Origin of the sequence: Pseudoalteromonas sp. SIMBA_162 (genome assembly GCF_046535955.1) — a bacterium.
Lineage (GTDB): Bacteria > Pseudomonadota > Gammaproteobacteria > Enterobacterales > Alteromonadaceae > Pseudoalteromonas > Pseudoalteromonas marina.
This window is the reverse complement of the sequence record NZ_JAWJBQ010000007.1, coordinates 86,389-105,914: the sequence shown is the minus strand read 5'-3', so window position 1 is coordinate 105,914 and position 19,526 is coordinate 86,389. Positions and strand designations below refer to the sequence as shown.

Annotated in this window: 18 protein-coding genes; 11 read left to right on the top strand and 7 right to left on the bottom strand. The window is 37.1% G+C overall.

The genetic code is table 11. The features are described from left to right. Positions 1-49 precede the first annotated feature (49 nt). The 9 genes from R0J88_RS07320 (at position 50) to R0J88_RS07280 (ending at position 8,379) form a co-directional block, all read left to right on the top strand. The gene (locus tag R0J88_RS07320; RefSeq protein WP_410899546.1) at positions 50-1,594 is read left to right on the top strand and encodes an IPT/TIG domain-containing protein; all 1,545 of its coding nucleotides are present in this window, start codon (positions 50-52) and stop codon (positions 1,592-1,594) included. A 29-nt stretch (positions 1,595-1,623) separates the two neighbouring features. Beyond that, entirely contained in the window at positions 1,624-2,091 is a 468-nt protein-coding gene (locus R0J88_RS07315) for a hypothetical protein (RefSeq protein ID WP_410899545.1), read from the top strand. Positions 2,092-2,277: 186 nt separating this feature from the next. Next, positions 2,278-2,886 carry a hypothetical protein gene (locus tag R0J88_RS07310; RefSeq protein ID WP_410899544.1) on the top strand — a complete coding sequence of 203 codons (609 nt, stop codon included), beginning with the start codon at positions 2,278-2,280 and terminating at the stop codon, positions 2,884-2,886. A 79-nt stretch (positions 2,887-2,965) separates the two neighbouring features. Then, complete coding sequence (locus R0J88_RS07305) at positions 2,966-3,160, top strand: hypothetical protein (protein ID WP_410899543.1); 195 nt, start codon at positions 2,966-2,968, stop codon at positions 3,158-3,160. A 156-nt stretch (positions 3,161-3,316) separates the two neighbouring features. Beyond that, positions 3,317-5,371, top strand: coding sequence for a hypothetical protein (locus R0J88_RS07300; protein ID WP_410899542.1), 2,055 nt, complete (start codon positions 3,317-3,319; stop codon positions 5,369-5,371). 19 nt (positions 5,372-5,390) lie between these two features. Continuing rightward, the gene (locus tag R0J88_RS07295) at positions 5,391-5,816 is read left to right on the top strand and encodes a hypothetical protein (RefSeq protein ID WP_248461526.1); all 426 of its coding nucleotides are present in this window, start codon (positions 5,391-5,393) and stop codon (positions 5,814-5,816) included. After that, a complete protein-coding gene (locus tag R0J88_RS07290) occupies positions 5,813-6,250 on the top strand; it encodes a hypothetical protein (protein ID WP_410899541.1) in 438 nt (145 codons plus the stop codon). The genes R0J88_RS07295 and R0J88_RS07290 overlap by 4 nt, the downstream gene beginning before the upstream one ends. A gap of 80 nt (positions 6,251-6,330) precedes the next feature. Then, complete coding sequence (locus tag R0J88_RS07285) at positions 6,331-7,494, top strand: hypothetical protein (RefSeq protein WP_410899540.1); 1,164 nt, start codon at positions 6,331-6,333, stop codon at positions 7,492-7,494. Between the two features lie 87 nt (positions 7,495-7,581). After that, positions 7,582-8,379: a hypothetical protein gene (locus R0J88_RS07280; protein ID WP_410899539.1), complete on the top strand. Its 798-nt coding sequence runs from the start codon at positions 7,582-7,584 to the stop codon at positions 8,377-8,379. A gap of 676 nt (positions 8,380-9,055) precedes the next feature. On the opposite strand, the gene R0J88_RS07275 is transcribed toward R0J88_RS07280, so the two are convergent. The 6 genes from R0J88_RS07275 to R0J88_RS07250 all read right to left on the bottom strand — a co-directional run bounded on the left by R0J88_RS07275 (position 9,056) and on the right by R0J88_RS07250 (position 15,817). Then, positions 9,056-9,895 (bottom strand): UDP-2,3-diacylglucosamine diphosphatase, encoded by an 840-nt coding sequence (locus tag R0J88_RS07275; RefSeq protein WP_410899538.1) that lies wholly within the window; start codon positions 9,893-9,895, stop codon positions 9,056-9,058. 191 nt (positions 9,896-10,086) lie between these two features. Next, positions 10,087-11,811: a proline--tRNA ligase gene (locus tag R0J88_RS07270; protein WP_410899537.1), complete on the bottom strand. Its 1,725-nt coding sequence runs from the start codon at positions 11,809-11,811 to the stop codon at positions 10,087-10,089. 88 nt (positions 11,812-11,899) lie between these two features. Beyond that, positions 11,900-12,604, bottom strand: coding sequence for a tRNA (N6-threonylcarbamoyladenosine(37)-N6)-methyltransferase TrmO (gene tsaA, locus R0J88_RS07265; protein WP_243530555.1), 705 nt, complete (start codon positions 12,602-12,604; stop codon positions 11,900-11,902). Positions 12,605-12,785: 181 nt separating this feature from the next. Next, positions 12,786-13,355 (bottom strand): outer membrane beta-barrel protein, encoded by a 570-nt coding sequence (locus tag R0J88_RS07260; RefSeq protein ID WP_410899536.1) that lies wholly within the window; start codon positions 13,353-13,355, stop codon positions 12,786-12,788. A gap of 249 nt (positions 13,356-13,604) precedes the next feature. Then, entirely contained in the window at positions 13,605-14,069 is a 465-nt protein-coding gene (locus R0J88_RS07255; protein WP_006793023.1) for an acyl-CoA thioesterase, read from the bottom strand. Between the two features lie 101 nt (positions 14,070-14,170). Beyond that, entirely contained in the window at positions 14,171-15,817 is a 1,647-nt protein-coding gene (locus R0J88_RS07250; protein WP_410899535.1) for a 4Fe-4S dicluster domain-containing protein, read from the bottom strand. A 220-nt stretch (positions 15,818-16,037) separates the two neighbouring features. Here R0J88_RS07250 and R0J88_RS07245 point away from each other — a divergent pair, with 220 nt between their 5' ends. Beyond that, positions 16,038-16,787, top strand: a complete 750-nt coding sequence (locus R0J88_RS07245; protein ID WP_006793021.1) for an electron transfer flavoprotein subunit beta/FixA family protein — start codon at positions 16,038-16,040, stop codon at positions 16,785-16,787. Then, positions 16,788-17,714 carry an electron transfer flavoprotein subunit alpha/FixB family protein gene (locus R0J88_RS07240; protein WP_410899534.1) on the top strand — a complete coding sequence of 309 codons (927 nt, stop codon included), beginning with the start codon at positions 16,788-16,790 and terminating at the stop codon, positions 17,712-17,714. A gap of 139 nt (positions 17,715-17,853) precedes the next feature. Here R0J88_RS07240 and asnS read toward each other — a convergent pair whose 3' ends face one another. Further along, complete coding sequence (gene asnS / locus R0J88_RS07235) at positions 17,854-19,251, bottom strand: asparagine--tRNA ligase (RefSeq protein WP_006793019.1); 1,398 nt, start codon at positions 19,249-19,251, stop codon at positions 17,854-17,856. Positions 19,252-19,526: the final 275 nt, after the last annotated feature.

Here is a 19,526-nt window from a genome sequence, read left to right as displayed (position 1 = left end):
TTATCAGCACTAAATTATAAAAATTGGATAATTAAAAAAGGATGGACTCTTGAAAACACAACTAATATATCTTTCGCTTTTAAGTGTTAGCTGTGCTTTTTGCACGCTAACATATATACCAAATTCACATGCAAAAAACATTCAGCCAACCACCCATATAGGTACGTGGCAAAATAAAGATGAAGACGGTGATGGTGTGCCAGATGAGCAAGATGACTATCCGTTTGATGCGAGTAAAACTCAATACCCTGTTTATTTCGAAAAAGAACCTAACGATAACCCATCTGTTGCAACTCCAGTAGAGCTTGGTAAAGGTTTTAAAGTTAAGGGCGTTATTTCATCAAGAACAGACAAAGGTGATTTATATGGTTTTAACGTTGATGATGGAACTATGGTCACTGCTGTATTCGAAAGTGCAGCTAAACGATTTGACCCGCAAGTTTATGTTTCAAATTCAGAAGGCAGAGTAATTAGTAAGTATGTTATTAGCGAATATAAGAAATTTGGAAAGCATATTGTTAATTTTCATATGTTTGAGGCGGGTCGTTATCAACTAAGTGTAATGGATAATAATTACGGTGGTGGCCCTGATTTAATCTACAGTATGGTTTTATTTTATGACGAAGATGTAGATGCTTTTGATGATGAGAAGGAACGTGCATTTGGCAGTAACCTTATTAAGAATGACCAAGATGAAGATGGTATTTTAGATGGGTTAGAGTATGTTTTACTGAATAATTATATAGATTTTGATGAAGATGGAATACCTAATTGGCAAGATACTGACTCTGATGGTGATTCGTTCTCTGATAAAATAGAAGGCATTGAAGATTTAGATAAAGATGGCTTCCCAAATTATATAGACCTTGATGCTGATGGTAATAACTTAGATGATGAAATAGAAATTGGTGATTTTAACCATTCACTTGATTTTGATGATGATGGAAAATTAGATCACTTAGATTTAGATGATGACGACGATTTAATATTAGATATTTACGATACGCAACGTCGTAAAAAATCTCAAACTGTTAAATTAACAGGGCCTAATCAAAATCGTTTACTTGTGCGTTGGGTTTATAATATGTCCTTTGAAGGGCACTCTATTCGAGATTTTATTAGAGCTGGGGATAAAGTAGAGTTTGAAGTAGATGGCTTACCAGCAGATGCAAAAAATTTGGTCCTTGTTTTTCAATACCCTGATGATCTTATTAACTTAAAACCGACCATAGCTAAAATTGAAGCAAGCAAAACATATATAAGTGTAGAGGTGCCAAGTAAGATAGGCGAGGCTTATGTATATTTAGCTCATGATGAGGTTATTAGTGATGCCCAACCAATTGAAGTAAATAAGAGTAAATCCCCACTTTTAAAACCTGAAAAGCGAAGCATCAGTGCAGGAGAAACAATTACTCTTATAGGTGAAAATTTTAATGAGCAGACGGTTGTTCATTTTAAAAATGTGACTGTTAATAGCATTTATATAGATGAAAAAACCATTAAAGTTAAAACGCCACGTCAACTCAGTGGCTGGCGTTACTGGGTAAGTAATCAGTTTGGAAAAAGTAACGCGGCTAGCTTTTCAATCGAATAGGTCAGGCCCTAATGTTTTAAGGATAAATAATGAATAAATACCTAATTCCATTGTCGTTATTAGCAAGCTTTACATGCCACGCAGAGCTTGATTTAACGATCCCAAAAGAAAACTGCTTTAAAGCGGTAGAAATAGTAAAAAATAAAGATGAACAGCTATTTAAACAATTGTATACACCTCTAGATCATATCCCCAATGCAGATAAAGCGATCACCAAACATGTTGATAGGGCACATAAAAAATACTATGAAAAAGAGTACGATGGTATTAAAAACTTTCGTCTTGTCGAATCAAAGCTTGTTAACTACTCTGAGGATACTGAGTATAACGTTGTTAAAGGAACGTATAAAAAGTGGGGATATACAGAGCAAGCATTTATATATTACAAGTTTGATACTATTGATAAGCGACATAATGAGAAAACCACAATGTATGACAAATGCCGTTTTGGTTTAAAAGACGGCAAGTGGTATATGGTCAATTTACTGCAAGATTAGTTCGTGCATATTAAAAAAAAGAGCATGTAATTTATATTACATGCTCTTTTTTATAGTTTACTGTTGAGATTAGTAATGCAAAGCGAAAAGTTAGATATACAATTGGATGACAAGTTTTGGTTTAGGCTCGTAAATTTACCTGAAAAAGACGCCTTAACCCCTACGAGTAAAATCACTATGCCGGTAGTGACTAAATTATTTAGGCTAAATTTTGGGATTGAGTTTTTATTTGCAATCGCATTGTTAGCGCTTGCATTGTACAGTCATGTCTGGGTTGAAGAGGACTGGATTAGTGGTTTGTTTTTTATATATATTCCTTTATTCTTGGGACTATGGTTTTTGCGAAAGGTGTTAATTTGGCAAAGGTATGGCTTTAATTACAAAGCCGCTTTTGAAGTAAGTAAAGATGAGTTAACTATAGTTACAGAGCCATTATCTAAACAGCAACATATTACTTTAGCTAAAGCAGATATAGATTACATACAATTTAGCTACGGGTATATGCGCTCAAGCGGGCAAGGCTATCAAGAAAAACGTTCACATATTTCCCAAGCGGTTGTGGTGTTAAAAAACAATGAACGCTATACAATTAAACCAAATACCATCGCAACATTAAACTTGCTTTATCTTTGCATTTATTTTGACTATCCGGTGAGTTACAAGTATGGCCTTACCGACGGCGGGGGCAGCGTTATGTTTATTTTGATGCGGGTTATGTCAATGGGTGGTAATTTTATAATGATAGGTCTTTATTTGTATTGGATAGGGACAGGATATTTGAAATCAATTTTTTAGCTCAAGCAGAAATTTTCAACTTAAGTTATTATTTAAAAAGCATTCATTAACACACAAAGCTTTAACCAGAGGGATCGTTATGATTAAAGGATTTAGTATAATTTTAATTGCCGTACTGGGAATTACGTTATTAAGTATAGGGTTATACCGCTTTACAATTCAGCCAGAGTTCTCGCAAACCACTACTTTTGGGTTAATGTATATTGGCGGACTTTTAAGTATGTACGGTTTGCTCGCTATGTTTTATGAAGGGCTTACTAAAAAGGCATATTAAATCTTTAGGGTGTATAAGCTGTAGGCTTTAATTCACTTAAAGTATATACAGTTGATTGCTCTAATTATCATTTTTGATTAAATTGCATACTTTATATAAATTAGGTACAGTTTATAACTGTAAATGCTTTATGGATAAACCAACAAGGATGGATTCTTGAAAATACCCCTATTTTACCTTTCATTGTTAAGTGTTAGCTGTGCTATTAGCTCGGTAACATATACAACACACGTTCAAGCAAAAATAGTTAAATCACCCTCACATATTGGTACATGGCAAAACAAAGATGAAGATGGCGATGGTGTACCAGATGAACAAGATGACTATCCGTTTGATGCTGCTAAAACCACAATCCTGGTCGTTCAAGAACAAGAGTTTAATAATAACGTTGGCCAAGCAAATCCAGTTGGTACGCTGCCTTTTAAAGCGGCGGGGGTTATTGCTAAAAATGTAGATATAGATGATTTTAAATTTAATATCCCCAGCTCAATGCTATTTGAAGACTTATCAGTGACGTTTATACTTTTTAAAGATGATTCACGTTTTACACCGTCTTTAACGATTATTAATAATAATGGCGATGTTATTTCTTCTATACCTACAAACATTGAACACGTTGGTAAAGTCGGTCAGGTTATTACCTTCTCGCCTAAGCAAGCGGGTGAATATAATTTAAGTATTACTGATAGAAACAACTTAGGTGCAGATAGCTTTACATATAAGGTACATGCGTTTATTGATATAGATAAAGACGCAGTTCCCACAAACAAAGAGCTTGCTTTGGGAATGAATCACCTTGGGCAACATACCGATGATGATAAAATACCCGATGGAAATGAGTACCATATTTATACAGCTAACTTTATCTTTAGTCATGATGTCGACAGTGATGGCATTCCAAACTGGCTTGATTTAGACAGTGATGATGATGGCATTACTGATGCTATAGAACAAACCTACGATTTAGATGGTGATAAAAAACCAGCCTTTATAGACTTAGACAGTGACAATAATGTAGTTTTAGATTCTGAAGAAGTAAACTTAGTTGAGTTTATCCGTTATGACCTTGATGGTGATGGCATCCCTAATTTTTTAGATACAGACGACGATGGCGACTTTTTGTTTGATGAAAATGACACTCAGCCACTAATAAAACTAATTGATATAAATAACTTATACCCATCAAATACCCCAGTCATTAGCTCTGTAACATACTCTCATAGTGACGAAGCCGTATTTATTAACAAAGTTAGGCCGTTTTTCCCTGCTAATTTAAATGCAGAAAACCTAAAAGGTGATGCGGCACATTTGATAATGTTAAAAGGGGATGACAAACAGCCAGTCGTTAATTTACCAGTGACGATTACATCCGAGAATAAAATTGAATTTGTTATACCTAATTATCCAAAGGTAGCGTTGGGCGGAGAACCCATTACATTTTTTATTGCTATAGATGGCTATAAAATCAACAGTATTGATGCCACATTACTGCATCCAAAAACACCAGTTATTACAGGCATTCCGACTAAAAATGTAGTCGAAGGCGATAAAGTATTAATAACTGGTGCAAATTTAGAAAGTGGTACTGCATTAGTTTTTGCAGATGGCCCATCAATACAGTTGGATTATATAGATGATACTAATGCTAGTTTTATTGTGCCTAGTGATGTTGGTACAGGCTGGTTTAGCTTACAAAATGTATATGGTGAAAGTAACTATTCAAGTATCAAAAAAGAAAACGTTATATTGCTAAAGGTTGTAATGCCCGATTACTTACATATTAAGGGGCCTTTTTATGTAGATAATTTAGACGGGGAGTTTTATGGCATTAATGCCTTTAATAACAAACAGGTACAAATAAGCTCAACCACTGATTATATTTCTCTTTATTACAAAGATGGCATTCGATTATTCCAAAGTTACATAGCCGATGATAGCCAAATAGAGCTAAGTGTTGATAGTACGCTTAAATCTTTTGTTTTACGTGCTTTTGCATATCAAAACAAAGTTGAGAATGTGCAACAGTTAAAAAATAAAATAAGTGATTTAGTATCATACAAAGAGTTTAAATACTGGTATGAAGAAAATTTAAGGCAAGAGTCGATTGACGCATTTTTAAAAGATGACTCTTATAGCATTATTGGTAAAGCCACAGCAGTAGCAGACGATCTTTATAAAAAATTAAAAAGTGAACATAAAAATAATAATTAAGAGTGAATAAGGGAACGTTATGTTAAAAAAAACCATGTGTGTATTGCTTGGTTCATTAGTTTTGCAAGGGTGTGTAGACTCCCACTTAGTGACGGGGGTTATTGAAGATTCAATTAAGTTTGAATCTGGCGATAGCATGTTAATCTATGATGTAAGCATTGAGGGGAGTAAGCATAGCTGCACAATGCTATTGGCTGTAATGGGAGAGGACTTATGGGCGCTAGAAAACGAAGATACCTTATTAGGGGGGTTAGCATGTATTGATAAAGAGGGTCGAATTTTATCTGGTCCTCCGGAAGTAGATGGTTTTACTTGGAAACCAGTAGAGGGCGGTTTTGAATTTACTATGAACGCGACTGCTACAGAGCAAAATAATAAAAGTGAAAAACTTAATATTTACACAACGTCCCCCTTATTTGTTCCGTTAACAAAGGATTTGAAATGAAACCCCAATTAATAGCGTTTTCTAGCATTATGGTATTAAGTACAGCAGCTTTTGCTAATGAATCTAACGTAAATTTTCCTGCCAAGGATAATCAAGACCCTTTATTTATAAAAAAATGCGAAGAGTTTAGACAAGCAAAAGCTGATAAAGACATTGATACCTTGATGTCTTTTGTACCAAAGCATTTTAAAGATACGGAAGACGAAAAAAAACGCGCTATTGCATATTTGAGTAAAAAGGCAGAAAAATTTCAAAAGTATGTAACAAGCCCTGAATTCGAGGTTTTATCTCAAAAGATATCAACAGAGACAAAACCTCTTTTTGCTCAAGTTAAAATTGAGGCTAAATATGGCGAAAAGAACTTAGTGTCGGATGGTTGTGGCTTTAAATATACCAAAAAAGACGGTTGGATAATCATTGTTGCGTCTAGTTAATTAGCTTTTCGACTACTTTAAGTATTTATATATTATGAGAGTATGTAACTAAGCATACTTTTTTATTCAAAGAGGGAATTTTGGCTAATTCAATTATATTAAAATCACTATTAGAAACGATTAAATGGCTATTCATTTGGCTAACAGTAGCAGGGCTTGTGCTCGATGTTTTAAGTCAAGGCTTTATTTTTGATACAAGCGATGGGCTTGATGTTTTATTAATTATTGTGCTTTTGATGTTTCAACACCGATTAAAATTTGATGAACACAATAATCGAATAGATATAAAGTTGGGGGCTTATTTTTTTAAGAAAGAAATCTTCACGTATAGTCACCACAGCATTGATACAAACAGTATAAACACAATATCGTTTAGAGCAGATAAAGCTGTAAATATCATAGATATTAATTACACTTCAGCAGAAGGTAAATTGAGCACTTATACGTTTAGGTGTTTCAAACAAGACAAACAAGCACAGTTAGTGGCGAGTAAGCTGTCAACCGTTGAGCGCGTTTATGCAGCTAAACGTGAAGAGGCCGAGGCTGAAAAAACAAACTCAGCAACGGTGAACAAATTTACAAAAATATTTCCGCAACATACTATTTTAGGTAATGCGGAGGCTAAAAATAATATTCCCATACTTAGGTGTGCGCTACCGCTCCCTGATAGTAAGAAAAGCTTAGTTCATTTTGTCGTCGTGTGTTTTGCTTTGCTTACACTATTTATTGCTTATTCATCACAAAATTGGAAATCATCTTTTGCATTTTTAGTAATAACTTATTTAAGCTATTACTTTGCTAGGGTTATTGTTTGTAATAAATACTACTTTATTAAAGCAGCGCCTTTAAGCTCCATTATAGTAAATGGTGACGAGCTTTATTTACCCGCACTATTATTTACTGATAAAACACCGCGTACACTAACTAAGCAGGATATTATTAGCATTGAGGCTAAATGGAATTACAACTACGATTCAATTGATGACTCTATTGGCAGAACTACAAAAAGGTCACACTTAATATCGCTTGTTTTTAATACCACAAAAGGGCAGAGCATTTCGCTGACGCACTGGAGTGTTGATAGTGAAGCCCTAGTATATTCGTTATTAAAATACCAATACCCAGTTTCATTAGATAGAGCAAGTCAAATGGTTTACCCATTTAAGCGGCACGTGGGATTATTCGTTTTTTTATTCATACTCATTATACTTGTTATGAACCTAGAAAAAGTTATATCTATTTAATCTAATAGGTACTTTAGTACAGGCGCTGATAACAGCTTAATATAGCGTGGTTACATCGCTTTTTAATTCCTAAGTTTTAAGGATGAAATGTTGAAAAATATTGTTAAATTAATAGTTTTTATCACTGTGGTTTTTTGTGGTTATGCACATGCGCAAATTAACCTAACACTTAATTATCAAGTCACTAAAGAGCTGAATCATTTTGCATACATTAAAATAAAGGTAACCGATAAATACCTTCGTACAGATTATATTTTGCCAAATAAAACCTTCACAGAAATGACCATTAGAGACGATGGCCAATATATTTTAGACTATCAAAAAAATATCGCATACAGGTTAGATTATGCTGTAAATAAAGAAAATGGTGATAAAGCTTTAGCGGGTATGCTGCAACATGCTCCAGGTTTTACTAAAGAGCAAATTTACGAAATGAGCTTAGATCCTAAAAACGACCCTAATAACTACATTGCTTATCAAAAGGAAGGAGATAACTTATTTGTAGGATATTTAGATGGTGATAAAGTGCAAACAGTTAAAACAAGTGCATTCCCAAATCAATTTTTATCTTCTACTGATTATACTTGGCTGTTAGAACGAGCGCGAGAAGATACTTATTTTGGTAAAGCGCTTGTTGGTTTTTTAGATGTACCTTTAATAGACTTTATGCGTAAATTTAAGTACGACACAGAGCAGTTGCCGACGGAAATCTCACTCCATAATGAAAGAAAAGCAGTTTTTTTAAAGACTGTTAATAAAAATAGCATAGATGAAGGAGAGCTTGAAATAGAGCCTCAGTTTATCATTAAGGATATAACGCATGAATCGATTCAATTTATGCAGAATTTAAATGATTACGCCAAAAAAACAGGAGTTATAGAATGAAAAGCGCCACCGTGTTAATAATTTCATCTCTAGTCGCTTTGCTTATATTAAGCTATGGACTTTTTTCGATGACTTTAGATACTGAATCCAGCCCAATAATCAACTATATCTGTATAGGGGGAGGATTTATCTTTTGTGTCGCCATCGCCATATTTGTTGTAAAAGAAGGTTTGAATAATCAAAATACACTCAAATAGTTCACTTTAGTTTTAGGGTCCTTATTTAGTTTTTAATACACAACACAGTAGCGAGAAAGTCTTGGAGGTAAATGTTAAAAAAGGAGTGTTTTTTTGATATTGCTAAAAGTAATAATCTAATTGGTATAGCTGCGGGACTCTTTTTGCTGATTGTGTTGCCTTATTTGTATATATTTGAATAAACGTTAGAAGCTATATTTATGACATTGAACAAATTGAATTAAAGTGCGAACTAAAAAGCCTCGTTTTTAAAAAACACCTGCAAGATAGCGTTAATACAATTAGGTTTTGATTCTATAGCTCTTATTTAGGGCATATCCTTTGGTATGAAAGTAAATACATAGATCCGTTGCTAAGTACAGCTATTGGTATGAACGACTATGTTGTCAAACTTATAAAACCTAAAACGCTGAAAGACAGGTTAATGAAGTGTTTAAATTAACCTGCGTATTTAGAGGTGTAACTTAATAAGTCAGTGGTTAAGCCGCTGACTTATTAGTTTTCGCATCGTCATTACTCATTAGTGGCGATGAAATGTTAGATATGTCGGCGCTGTCTAAAACTGTGTGTGTATCTGACCAGTGAAGCAGTTCTATTTTTCCATCGGCTTGTTCCACTAAGGCGGTGCAGTTTTCTATCCAATCGCCGTCGTTACAATACACTATGCCGTCGCACACTTTTATTTTAGGGTGGTGTATATGCCCACAAATAATTCCATCTACGTTTTGTTTTTTTGCCTCATGAATAGCTGCGTCTTCAAATGCATTTATTGCTTCGCGTGCCTTATGAACTCGTGCTTTTATCCACGACGCTAACGACCAGTAATTACCCCCAAACAACTTTCTTATTTTATTGCTCCAACGATTTAAAAATAAAAGCAAATCGTAGCCTGCATCGCCAGCAATGCTAATAATTTTGTTATAACGAGTTGCGCTATCAAAGTCATCGCCGTGAACGAGCAAAAAGCGTTTATTGGCTTGAGTTACATGAATATACTGCTGGTGGACTTCTATGCCAAACAGGGTTTGATTTATATAGTTTCTAAAGGTTTCGTCATGGTTTCCTGGTATATAAATTACGCGTGTTCCGTTGGCCGCTTTTTGTTGAATGCAATTAAGTATTTGATAGTGAGAGGGGTGCCAATAAAATTGGCGCTTCATAGACCATAAATCAATAATGTCGCCAACTAAATATAAAACGTCAGTCTCAACAGCGCTTAGAAAATCGAGTAAATAATCAGCTCTGCAATCTTTATAGCCTAGGTGAACATCTGATATCCATATAGCAGGGTATTTAGCCTTTTGTTCAGCACTTTTCATATTGTCCCTCGTTAGTTTTGTTAGCTATAAATTACTTTAGAGAGAAAAAATGACAGTTACACGACATTTTTAGTAAAGCTATATGACACAAAATTTAGGCATAAAAAAACCGCTTAGAAATGAGTCCAACTTATTGGGGTCACTTCAAAAAGCGGTTTTTGCATTCACGTTATTGAATAACGAATAAGTGTTTAGGCTTGCATAGCTGCTTTAATGCTTTCAATAGCGGTATCTATGTCAATCATTAGCTTTTCACCTGTGCGACGATTTTTAAGCTCTACTTTATTTTCGTCTAGGTTACGTTCGCCAATTACAAGTGTGAAAGGCACACCTACAAGCTCCATATCATTAAACATGACACCTGGGCGCTCTTTTCTATCGTCAAATAACACATCCACACCTGCATCTTTTAAACCTTGGTAAAGGCTGTTTGCAATATCAGGAATACGATGCGACTTGTGCATGTTCATTGGTACAATAGCAAGGTCGAACGGCGCAATAGATTGTGGCCAAATAATACCGTATTTATCGTTGTTTTGCTCAATAGCAGCAGCCACAATACGCGATACACCTACACCGTAACAACCCATGGTCATTACTTGGTTTTTGCCATCTTCGTTTAATACGCCTGCTTTCATGGCTTCTGAGTATTTTGTGCCAAGTTGGAATATATGTCCTACTTCAACACCACGTTTAATTTGTAATGTGCCTTGGCCACAAGGGCTAGGATCGCCTTCTACAATGTTACGAATATCAGCAACGTCGTAGTTAGTTACATCACGGTCCCAATTTATGCCGCTAAAGTGTTCGTCGTCTATATTAGCACCGGCTACAAAGTCAGCCATTACGTTGGCTGTGCGGTCAACAATAATTGGCATTGTTAATCCTACAGGACCTAGTGAGCCAGGTTTTGCGCCGATTGCAGCAATGATGTCTGCTTCTTTTGCCATTTCAAGCGGTGAGTCAACGAGAGGGTGCTTTTCCGCTTTCAATTCGTTTAATTCGTGATCGCCACGAATAACAAGGGCAACTAAACCACGTTGTTCGTTTTCATCTGGGGCACCATAAACGATTAACGTTTTAACACTACGGTGTGGTTTAACACCGTAATGCTTTTTAAGCTCTTCAATTGTTTTAGCATCTGGAGTCGGGAACGCTTTTAATTCTTTTGTAGCATCAGCACGAGGCTCTGTTGGGGCAAGGGCTTCGGCTTTTTCAATATTAGCGGCGTAATCACTACCATCGCTAAATGCGATAGCGTCTTCACCTGATTCGGCTAAAACATGGAATTCATGAGACACGCTACCACCAATAGACCCTGTATCGGCAATTACTGGGCGGTAATCTAGGCCTAAACGTTCAAAAATATTGCAGTATGCTTTGTGCATTGCTTGATACGTATTATTTAAACATTCTTCACTCATATGAAATGAATAAGCGTCTTTCATGGTGAATTCGCGTGCGCGCATAACACCAAAACGAGGGCGTCGTTCGTCACGTACTTTAGTTTGTACTTGATATAAAGTAAGTGGTAACTGTTTATAGCTATTCACTTCTTTGCGAACAAAATCGGTGATTACTTCTTCATGTGTTGGACCAAGTGCAAATTCACGATTATGACGGTCTGTAAAGCGCATTAGCTCTGGACCAAACTCGCTCCAACGGCCTGACTCTTCCCATAAATCAGCAGGCTGTATGACAGGCATCAGCATTTCTATTGCGCCTGCTTTGTCCATTTCTTCACGAACAATGTTTTCAACTTTACGCAAAACGCGTAAACCAGAGGGTAACCAAGTGTATAAACCCGAAGCGACGCGACGGATCATACCGGCTCTAAGCATTAACTGATGCGATACAATTTCAGCATCTGAAGGCGTTTCTTTAAGTGTTGCGAGTATATATTGACTGGTACGCATTATTTTTCCGAAATAGAGTAATATGTTCTTTTAATAGAGCTTAAGTTTACCAGCGGTTGCTTTTACACAAAAGCGCTAAGTGAGTTATTTAGCTTTTTTCTATACTTGTTACTAGGTTGTGCTCGCCATTAACTTGCCAGCGTATATTGTAATCATACAATGTCATTCCATAGCTCTGCTCGCCGTCTTTTTGTTTTTTGTAAGCAGGGCGTGGATCTTGTTTTAAAACATTACTAATAAAGTTCAATAATTCAGGGTATTGAGTTTGCTGCTCAATGAATAAAGTCACTTCAGGGGTAAACTCTACACTCATTTGTGTTTCTGGGCGTGTATCTGCAAAGCCAGCACTTGCGTCAAGCATGGCATCTGAATAAGGCAAGTAGGGTTTTATGTCAATGATGGGCGTGCCATCAAGCAGGTCTATTCCGGCAAGTAATAAACTGAGTTGGCCATTTTTATATTCTATGCCCTCAAGCTTTACTGCACTCATACCAATGGCATTTGGTCTGAAAGTAGCACGAGTAGCAAATACACCTTTGCGTTCATTACCGCCTAAGCGAGGAGGGCGTACCATGGGCGAGTAGCCTTTATCTGCGGTTTCATGAAAGCGAAACAATAACCAAATGTGGGTAAATTCATCAATGCCGCGTACAAATTCTTCGCGGTTAAAATCAGGCGCAAAAATAAGTTTTGCTTTGGCTTCAGGTACTAAACGAGGTTGTCTTGGTATGGCAAACTTTTGTTTATAGGGAGATTGTATGTGGCCAACGGCCGAAATGCTGTAGTCGCTCATGTTACTCAAGTACAAATAGAATAGGCGGGTATTCTACCTTTATTTACAGGCCATCGCATCACAGCAGAGCAATTTATTTAATTAGACTAAATGGTTTAAAATGGCTTTTAGACTGAGTGGTTTATATGAAGCAGAAAAAGGTAAGCCTAAGCTTACCTTTGTTAAACAACTTGTTTATAGTTTAAAACATGTATTGCAGTGAAACTGATGCTACATCCATATCAGGATCAATATCATCGTCTAGTTTGTAACGCTCGTACTCTAAACGCATTTGCACATTGCTAGAAAAAGCAAACTCTAAACCAGCACCATAAAATGCGTCACCGCCATCTTGTGAAGTAGAAACGCTTCCAACAGGGAGTTCTTGTTTTATATCTGCATCCCATTCTAACCAACCACCTTTGACATAAACCGAAAAGCTCTCAGTTAATGGGATACCTAAACGCGCGGCCAATGACACACCGTCAATTTCAGCTTTGCTATCAATATCGCTAACTTCATCAAAGTTTTGATAAGCCAGCTCTACACTTAAATATTCATTAAATTGCGTACCAACATACCCTTTGAGCATTTGTGCGTCATCATCAAAATCAGTATCGTTTTCACTGTCTTCAAACTCAAAAGAGTACTGTCCGTAACCTATACCGGTATAAATACGTGGAGAATCAAAATCGGAAATGTCTGCCTGCGCCGCAGAGTTAAAACCAAGTGTTGCTAGCGCCAGTGCTGAAAGTGAAAGTGATTTAATCATTAAATAGCTCCTTTAAAAAATAAAATGGTTTGATTTTTCAAACTTCAATTACTTATTTGCAGTGAACATGCCAATGATTAAATTGATTACTAATACAGCTAAACTAGTATTTTTGGATTAGTTATTTGGGTTATTTAGGGTTTTTATTAAACAAATCGCTAACTGCTAAGATTTAGCGATTTTAAATAAATTGTATTTTTTACAAAGCATTAGGTGATTTTTACAGTACAAAAATTAGCTAATGCGTATTTACACTTGATGAAGTAAGTTTTCGGTTTCTATCGCAATTTCTTTCATTTTAATTGCGTAGTTTTCTAATTTTATATCTTCATTGGAGACTGCTTTAAACTCTGGCACTGCAACGGGGTAACCCGTTTCATCCATGGCAACAAAGCTTATTACACAGTGATTTGTTTCAACCATGTTCTGTGTTTTAGGGTCGCCACACCGAACTTGTATAAATATTTGCATACTTGTTTTACCGGTATGTGCAATTTTAGCTTCCACTTCTACTATTTGACCAACCAGAATAGGGCGTCTAAATTTAACACCTGCCACCGATACGGTTACACAATAATGACCACTCCAGCCAGCAGCACAGGCATAGCCAGCTTGGTCAATCCACTTCATAACCACACCACCATGTACCTTCCCACCAAAATTAACGTCGGTAGGTTCTGCTAAAAAACGAAAAACAACATTTGACGACGGCATAAGCTTTACTCTTTTTATTAGTTATACAATCAGCATAGCGCAAAAAAGGGGCCGAAGCCCCTGCAATTTAGGATATGTTTATAATTTATATGTAAAAGATATTACATATTGGGGTAATTAGGGCCGCCAGCGCCCTCTGGGGTAACCCAAGTGATGTTTTGGCTCGGATCTTTAATGTCACAGGTTTTACAGTGAACACAGTTTTGTGCATTAATTACAAACTCGTTGTTACCTTCTATTTCTTGCACTTCATAAACACCTGCTGGGCAATAGCGCTGCGCAGGTTCATCAAATTTCACAAGATTAACTTTTATTGGTATTGCTGTGTTTTTAAGTTTTAGGTGACAAGGTTGAGACTCTTCATGGTTAGTGTTTGATAAAAACACACTTGAAAGTTTATCAAAACTAAGTGAACCATCAGGCTTAGGGTAAGCTATTTTTTCAGCAATGTTAGCATCAACCAGCGTAGAGTAATCTGGTACATCATCTTTAAAGGTAAATGGTAAAGCACCGTTGAATACATTTTGATCGAGCGTGTTGTATGCACCCCCTAAAAATTTACCTAGCTTATGCATCACCGGACCAAAATTACGAGACTGATAAAGCTCTTTATAAGCCCAAGATTGTTCAAACTGCGTGTGGTAATTTACTAAATCAGTATTAGCTTGTTCATTTTCTAATGCTTCAAAAATGACTTCAGCGGCTATAATGCCCGATTTCATTGCTGTGTGATTTCCCTTAATTTTTGCAAAATTTAATGTGCCTGCATCACAGCCTACTAATAATCCGCCAGGAAAATGCATTTTAGGTAAAGAGTGTAATCCACCTTTTGCAATAGCACGCGCGCCATAAGCAATACGCTCACCGCCTTCAAGTACGTGTTTAAAAACAGGATGATGTTTCATTCGCTGGAATTCATCAAACGGGCTTAAATGCGGGTTTGTGTAATTTAAATCAACAATTAAGCCAACAACGACCTGATTATTTTCGCTATGATACATAAATGCACCACCGCTCGTATCACCACTTAACGGCCAACCTGTGCCATGAACTACTTTACCTTGTTGATGCTTAGACTCATCTACTTGCCATATTTCTTTAAAGCCTAAGCCATAATGTTGAGGCGATGAGTCAGCATCAAGTGCAAACTGGTTTATAAGTTGTTTGCCTAAATGGCCTCGGCAGCCCTCAGCAAAAATAGTATATTTAGCTCTTAGCTCCATGCCTGGCATGTAGCCATCTTTTTCATTACCCTCTTTATCAACGCCCATGTCACCCGTAACAATACCTTTTACTGCGTCGTCTTCAATAATAAGTGAATGTGCGCTAAAGCCTGGAAATATTTCTACGCCTAAACTTTCAGCTTGCTCTTCTAGCCAGCGGCATACGTTACCCATTGAAACAATGTAGTTACCATTATTATGAAATGTTTTAGGCGTAGCAAAGTGGGGGATTGATGTTGCTTTTTCTTCGTTATTAAACCAATAAATTTCATCATTTGTAACTTTTGTAGTTACTGGCGCACCTTGCTCTTGCCAATTTGGTAGTAATTCATCTAACGCTTTTGTTTCAAATACAGCGCCCGATAGAACATGCGCCCCAACTTCTGAGCCTTTTTCTACAACACAAATCATGCACTCTTGTTGTTTTTCTTGTGCAAGTTGTGCGAGTTTTATTGCACTAGCAAGTCCTGCAGGTCCAGCGCCTACAACAACTACATCAAATTCCATGGTTTCACGTTCGACCATAATAACCTCTTTATTTATGACGGACTCACTCAATACTGCCTCAGTATTTGAATAAGGTATTCAGCCTATTTATTACAATGCCAATTTTTCGTTACAGGCTGTGAATAGTTAAAGGTTATTTTAGGTTGACGTTTACGTCAACAGGAAGTAGTCTGATTTCATAAAATAAATAGGTTGACGTACACGTTAGGTTGTAGGTTTAAATAATTATGGAGTTCCTATGAAAGTTCTTGTACCAATAAAACGCGTTATAGATTACAACGTAAAAGCGCGTGTCAAAAGTGACAACAGCGATGTAGATTTAACGAACGTTAAAATGGCGATGAACCCATTTTGTGAAATTGCAATTGAAGAGGCTATTCGCTTAAAAGAAGCCGGTACAGCCACTGAAGTTGTAGCTGTTACTATTGGCGCTAAAACATCGCAAGAACAATTACGCACAGCGCTTGCACTGGGTGCAGATAAAGCAATCCACATCGAAACCGATGAAAAATTAGAGTCATTACACATTGCAAAATTACTCGCGAAAATTGTTGAGCAAGAAGCGCCAGAGCTTGTTATTTTAGGAAAGCAGTCGATTGATTCAGACAATAACCAAACGGGTCAAATGCTTGCAGCATTAACTAATCGTGGGCAAGGTACGTTTGCGTCTAAAGTGGTCGTCGCTGATGGAAAAGTAAATGTTACGCGTGAAGTAGACGGCGGTTTGCAAACGGTCGCGCTTTCATTGCCAGCCATTATCACTACAGATTTACGTTTGAACGAACCACGTTATGCATCACTACCCAATATAATGAAAGCAAAACGCAAGCCGCTTGATGTAATAGCTGCAGACTCTTTAGGTGTAGATTTAACACCTCGTATTCAGCTTGTTAGCGTAGAAGAACCGGCTAAACGTAGTGGTGGTATTATTGTAGAAGACGTTGCACAACTTGTAGAAAAATTAAAAACAGAGGCAAAGGTGATTTAAATGAAAACACTTGTAATTGCAGAGCACGACAACGGTGCCTTAAAACCAGAAACCTCAAAAACAATTAATGCGGCTATTCAAATGGGTTTTCCTGTTGATGTATTAGTGGCCGGTGAAAACATCGCCAGTATGAGCGAGACTATTTCAAGTATAGAAGGCGTTGCGAGTGTGCTTGTTGCAGATAATGCAGCTTATGCACACCAACTAGCAGAAAGCATGACCGATTTAGTTATGTCGTTAACTAACAACTACAGTCATATTGTGGCAAGTGCAACTACCACAGGCAAAAATTTTATGCCACGTGTTGCGGCCCTTTTAGATGTAGCACAAATATCTGAAATTATTGATGTAATAGATGCTGATACGTTTAAACGCCCAATTTATGCCGGTAACGCTATTGCGACTGTAAAATCACTTGATGCTAAAAAGGTGATTACCGTACGCGCAAGTAGTTTTGATTTACAAGGCGAGCAAGCCGTTGCAAGTATTAATACTTTAGATACAGTATCGGACTCACAGTTAAGTACGTTTGTAAGCGTTGAGCAAACTGAGTCAGAGCGCCCAGAACTTACCGCTGCTGAGGTGGTTATATCTGGCGGTCGTGGTATGCAAAATGGCGAAAATTTTGCGTTATTAAATGGCGTTGCCGATAAACTAGGTGCCGCTATTGGTGCATCGCGCGCTGCGGTAGACGCAGGCTTTGTACCTAATGATATGCAAGTAGGGCAAACAGGTAAAATTGTAGCGCCTAACTTATACATCGCAGTGGGTATTAGCGGAGCCATTCAACACTTAGCGGGTATGAAAGACTCAAAAGTGATTGTTGCAATTAACAAAGATCCCGATGCACCTATTTTTCAGGTTGCAGACTATGGACTCGTTGCCGATTTATTTGATGTGTTACCGCAATTAGAAAACGCACTATAACCATTTATTAAACCTTATTCTGGTTGAAAGCCGTGGTGCCTGATGGGTGCTGCGGCTTTTTTTATACGTTAAATTTTAGCCATAAAAAAACCAGCCAATTGGCTGGTTTTTAATTTTAAACAATTTAGTAAATACTCATCTAGTAAGTTGCGCTGCCTTTAGTACGAGGGAAGGCGATTACATCACGTACATTGCCCATACCTGTTACATAAGCAACTAAGCGTTCAAAGCCTAAACCAAAGCCTGAATGTGGCACACTACCGTATTTACGTAGGTCGCGGTACCAGCTGTAATCTTCTTTGTTTAAGCCCATTTCTTCAAGGCGCGCATCAAGTACATCAAGGCGCTCTTCACGTTGAGAACCACCAATGATTTCACCAATACCCGGTGCAACTACGTCCATAGCAGCAACGGTTTTGCCGTCTTCGTTTTGGCGCATGTAAAATGCTTTAATATCACGTGGGTAGTTTTTAATTACTACCGGTGCTTTAAAATGTTCTTCTGCTAGGTAACGTTCGTGCTCAGACTGTAAATCTACACCCCATTCAACATCAAACTCAAATTTCTTACCGCAGTTTTTAAGAATTTCTACTGCGTCTGTGTAATCAACTTGTGCAAAGTCTTTTTCAACAAATTCTTCTAAACGGCTAATAGCAGTTTTTTCGATACGTTGAGCAAAAAACTCCATGTCGTCACGGCGCTCTTCAAGTACCGCTTTAAATACGTACTTAAGCATGTTTTCAGCAAGCTTTGCGATGTCTTCTAAATCTGCAAATGCTACTTCAGGTTCAACCATCCAAAACTCGGCCAAGTGGCGTGAAGTATTTGAGTTTTCTGCACGGAAAGTAGGGCCAAACGTATAAATTTTTGACATTGCAGACGCGTAAGTCTCACCGTTTAACTGGCCAGATACAGTTAAGAATGCTTCTTTTCCAAAAAAGTCTTCACTGTAATCAACATCGCCTTTATCTGTACGCGGTAGGTTTTGCATATCTAGTGTAGATACACGGAACATTTCACCTGCGCCTTCACAGTCACTTGCTGTGATAATAGGTGTGCTGATCCAGTAGTAACCTTGCTCGTGATAAAAACGGTGAATGGCTTGTGCTAAACAGTTACGTACACGTGTTACTGCACCAATCATGTTAGTACGTGGGCGAAGGTGAGCGTGTTCACGTAAGTATTCAATGCTGTGGCGTTTTGCCGACATTGGGTATGAATCTGGGTTTTCTACCCAACCTAATACAGTGACCGTATTCGCTTGAATTTCAAACGATTGGCCTTTGCCCGCAGATTGAACTAAAACACCAGTAACCGATACAGAACAACCGGCTGTTAAGCTAGTAACTTCATCATAATTATTTAGTGAATTAGGAACTACCGCTTGAATAGGATCAAAACACGAACCGTCATGAACGGCTAAAAATGATATTCCTGCTTTTGAATCGCGGCGAGTACGGATCCAGCCTTTAATTGTTACTTGGCTGTCTACCGCAACATTGCCTTTTAATAGCTCTGAAATCGCTAAATGGCTCATCTTCACTCCAATGATATAAGTTGCCTAACTTTATTTATTTAAATATGTACAGTATATAAACCATATTTTATTTATAGATGGTGCTGTACTAGAACCCTGTATCTTACCTAGTAAAGTAAAATAAAAAAACTATTGCGGGCAACTCTTTATAAGTTTTTATCAATGCGGTTTATTTTTAGTCGATTTTTAGGCACAAATGACTAAGTTTGTAATTTGCTGCTCTGAAGTTTAGCGATTTTGTGGCATTATATATTTTTTGATTACTCAATACTGAC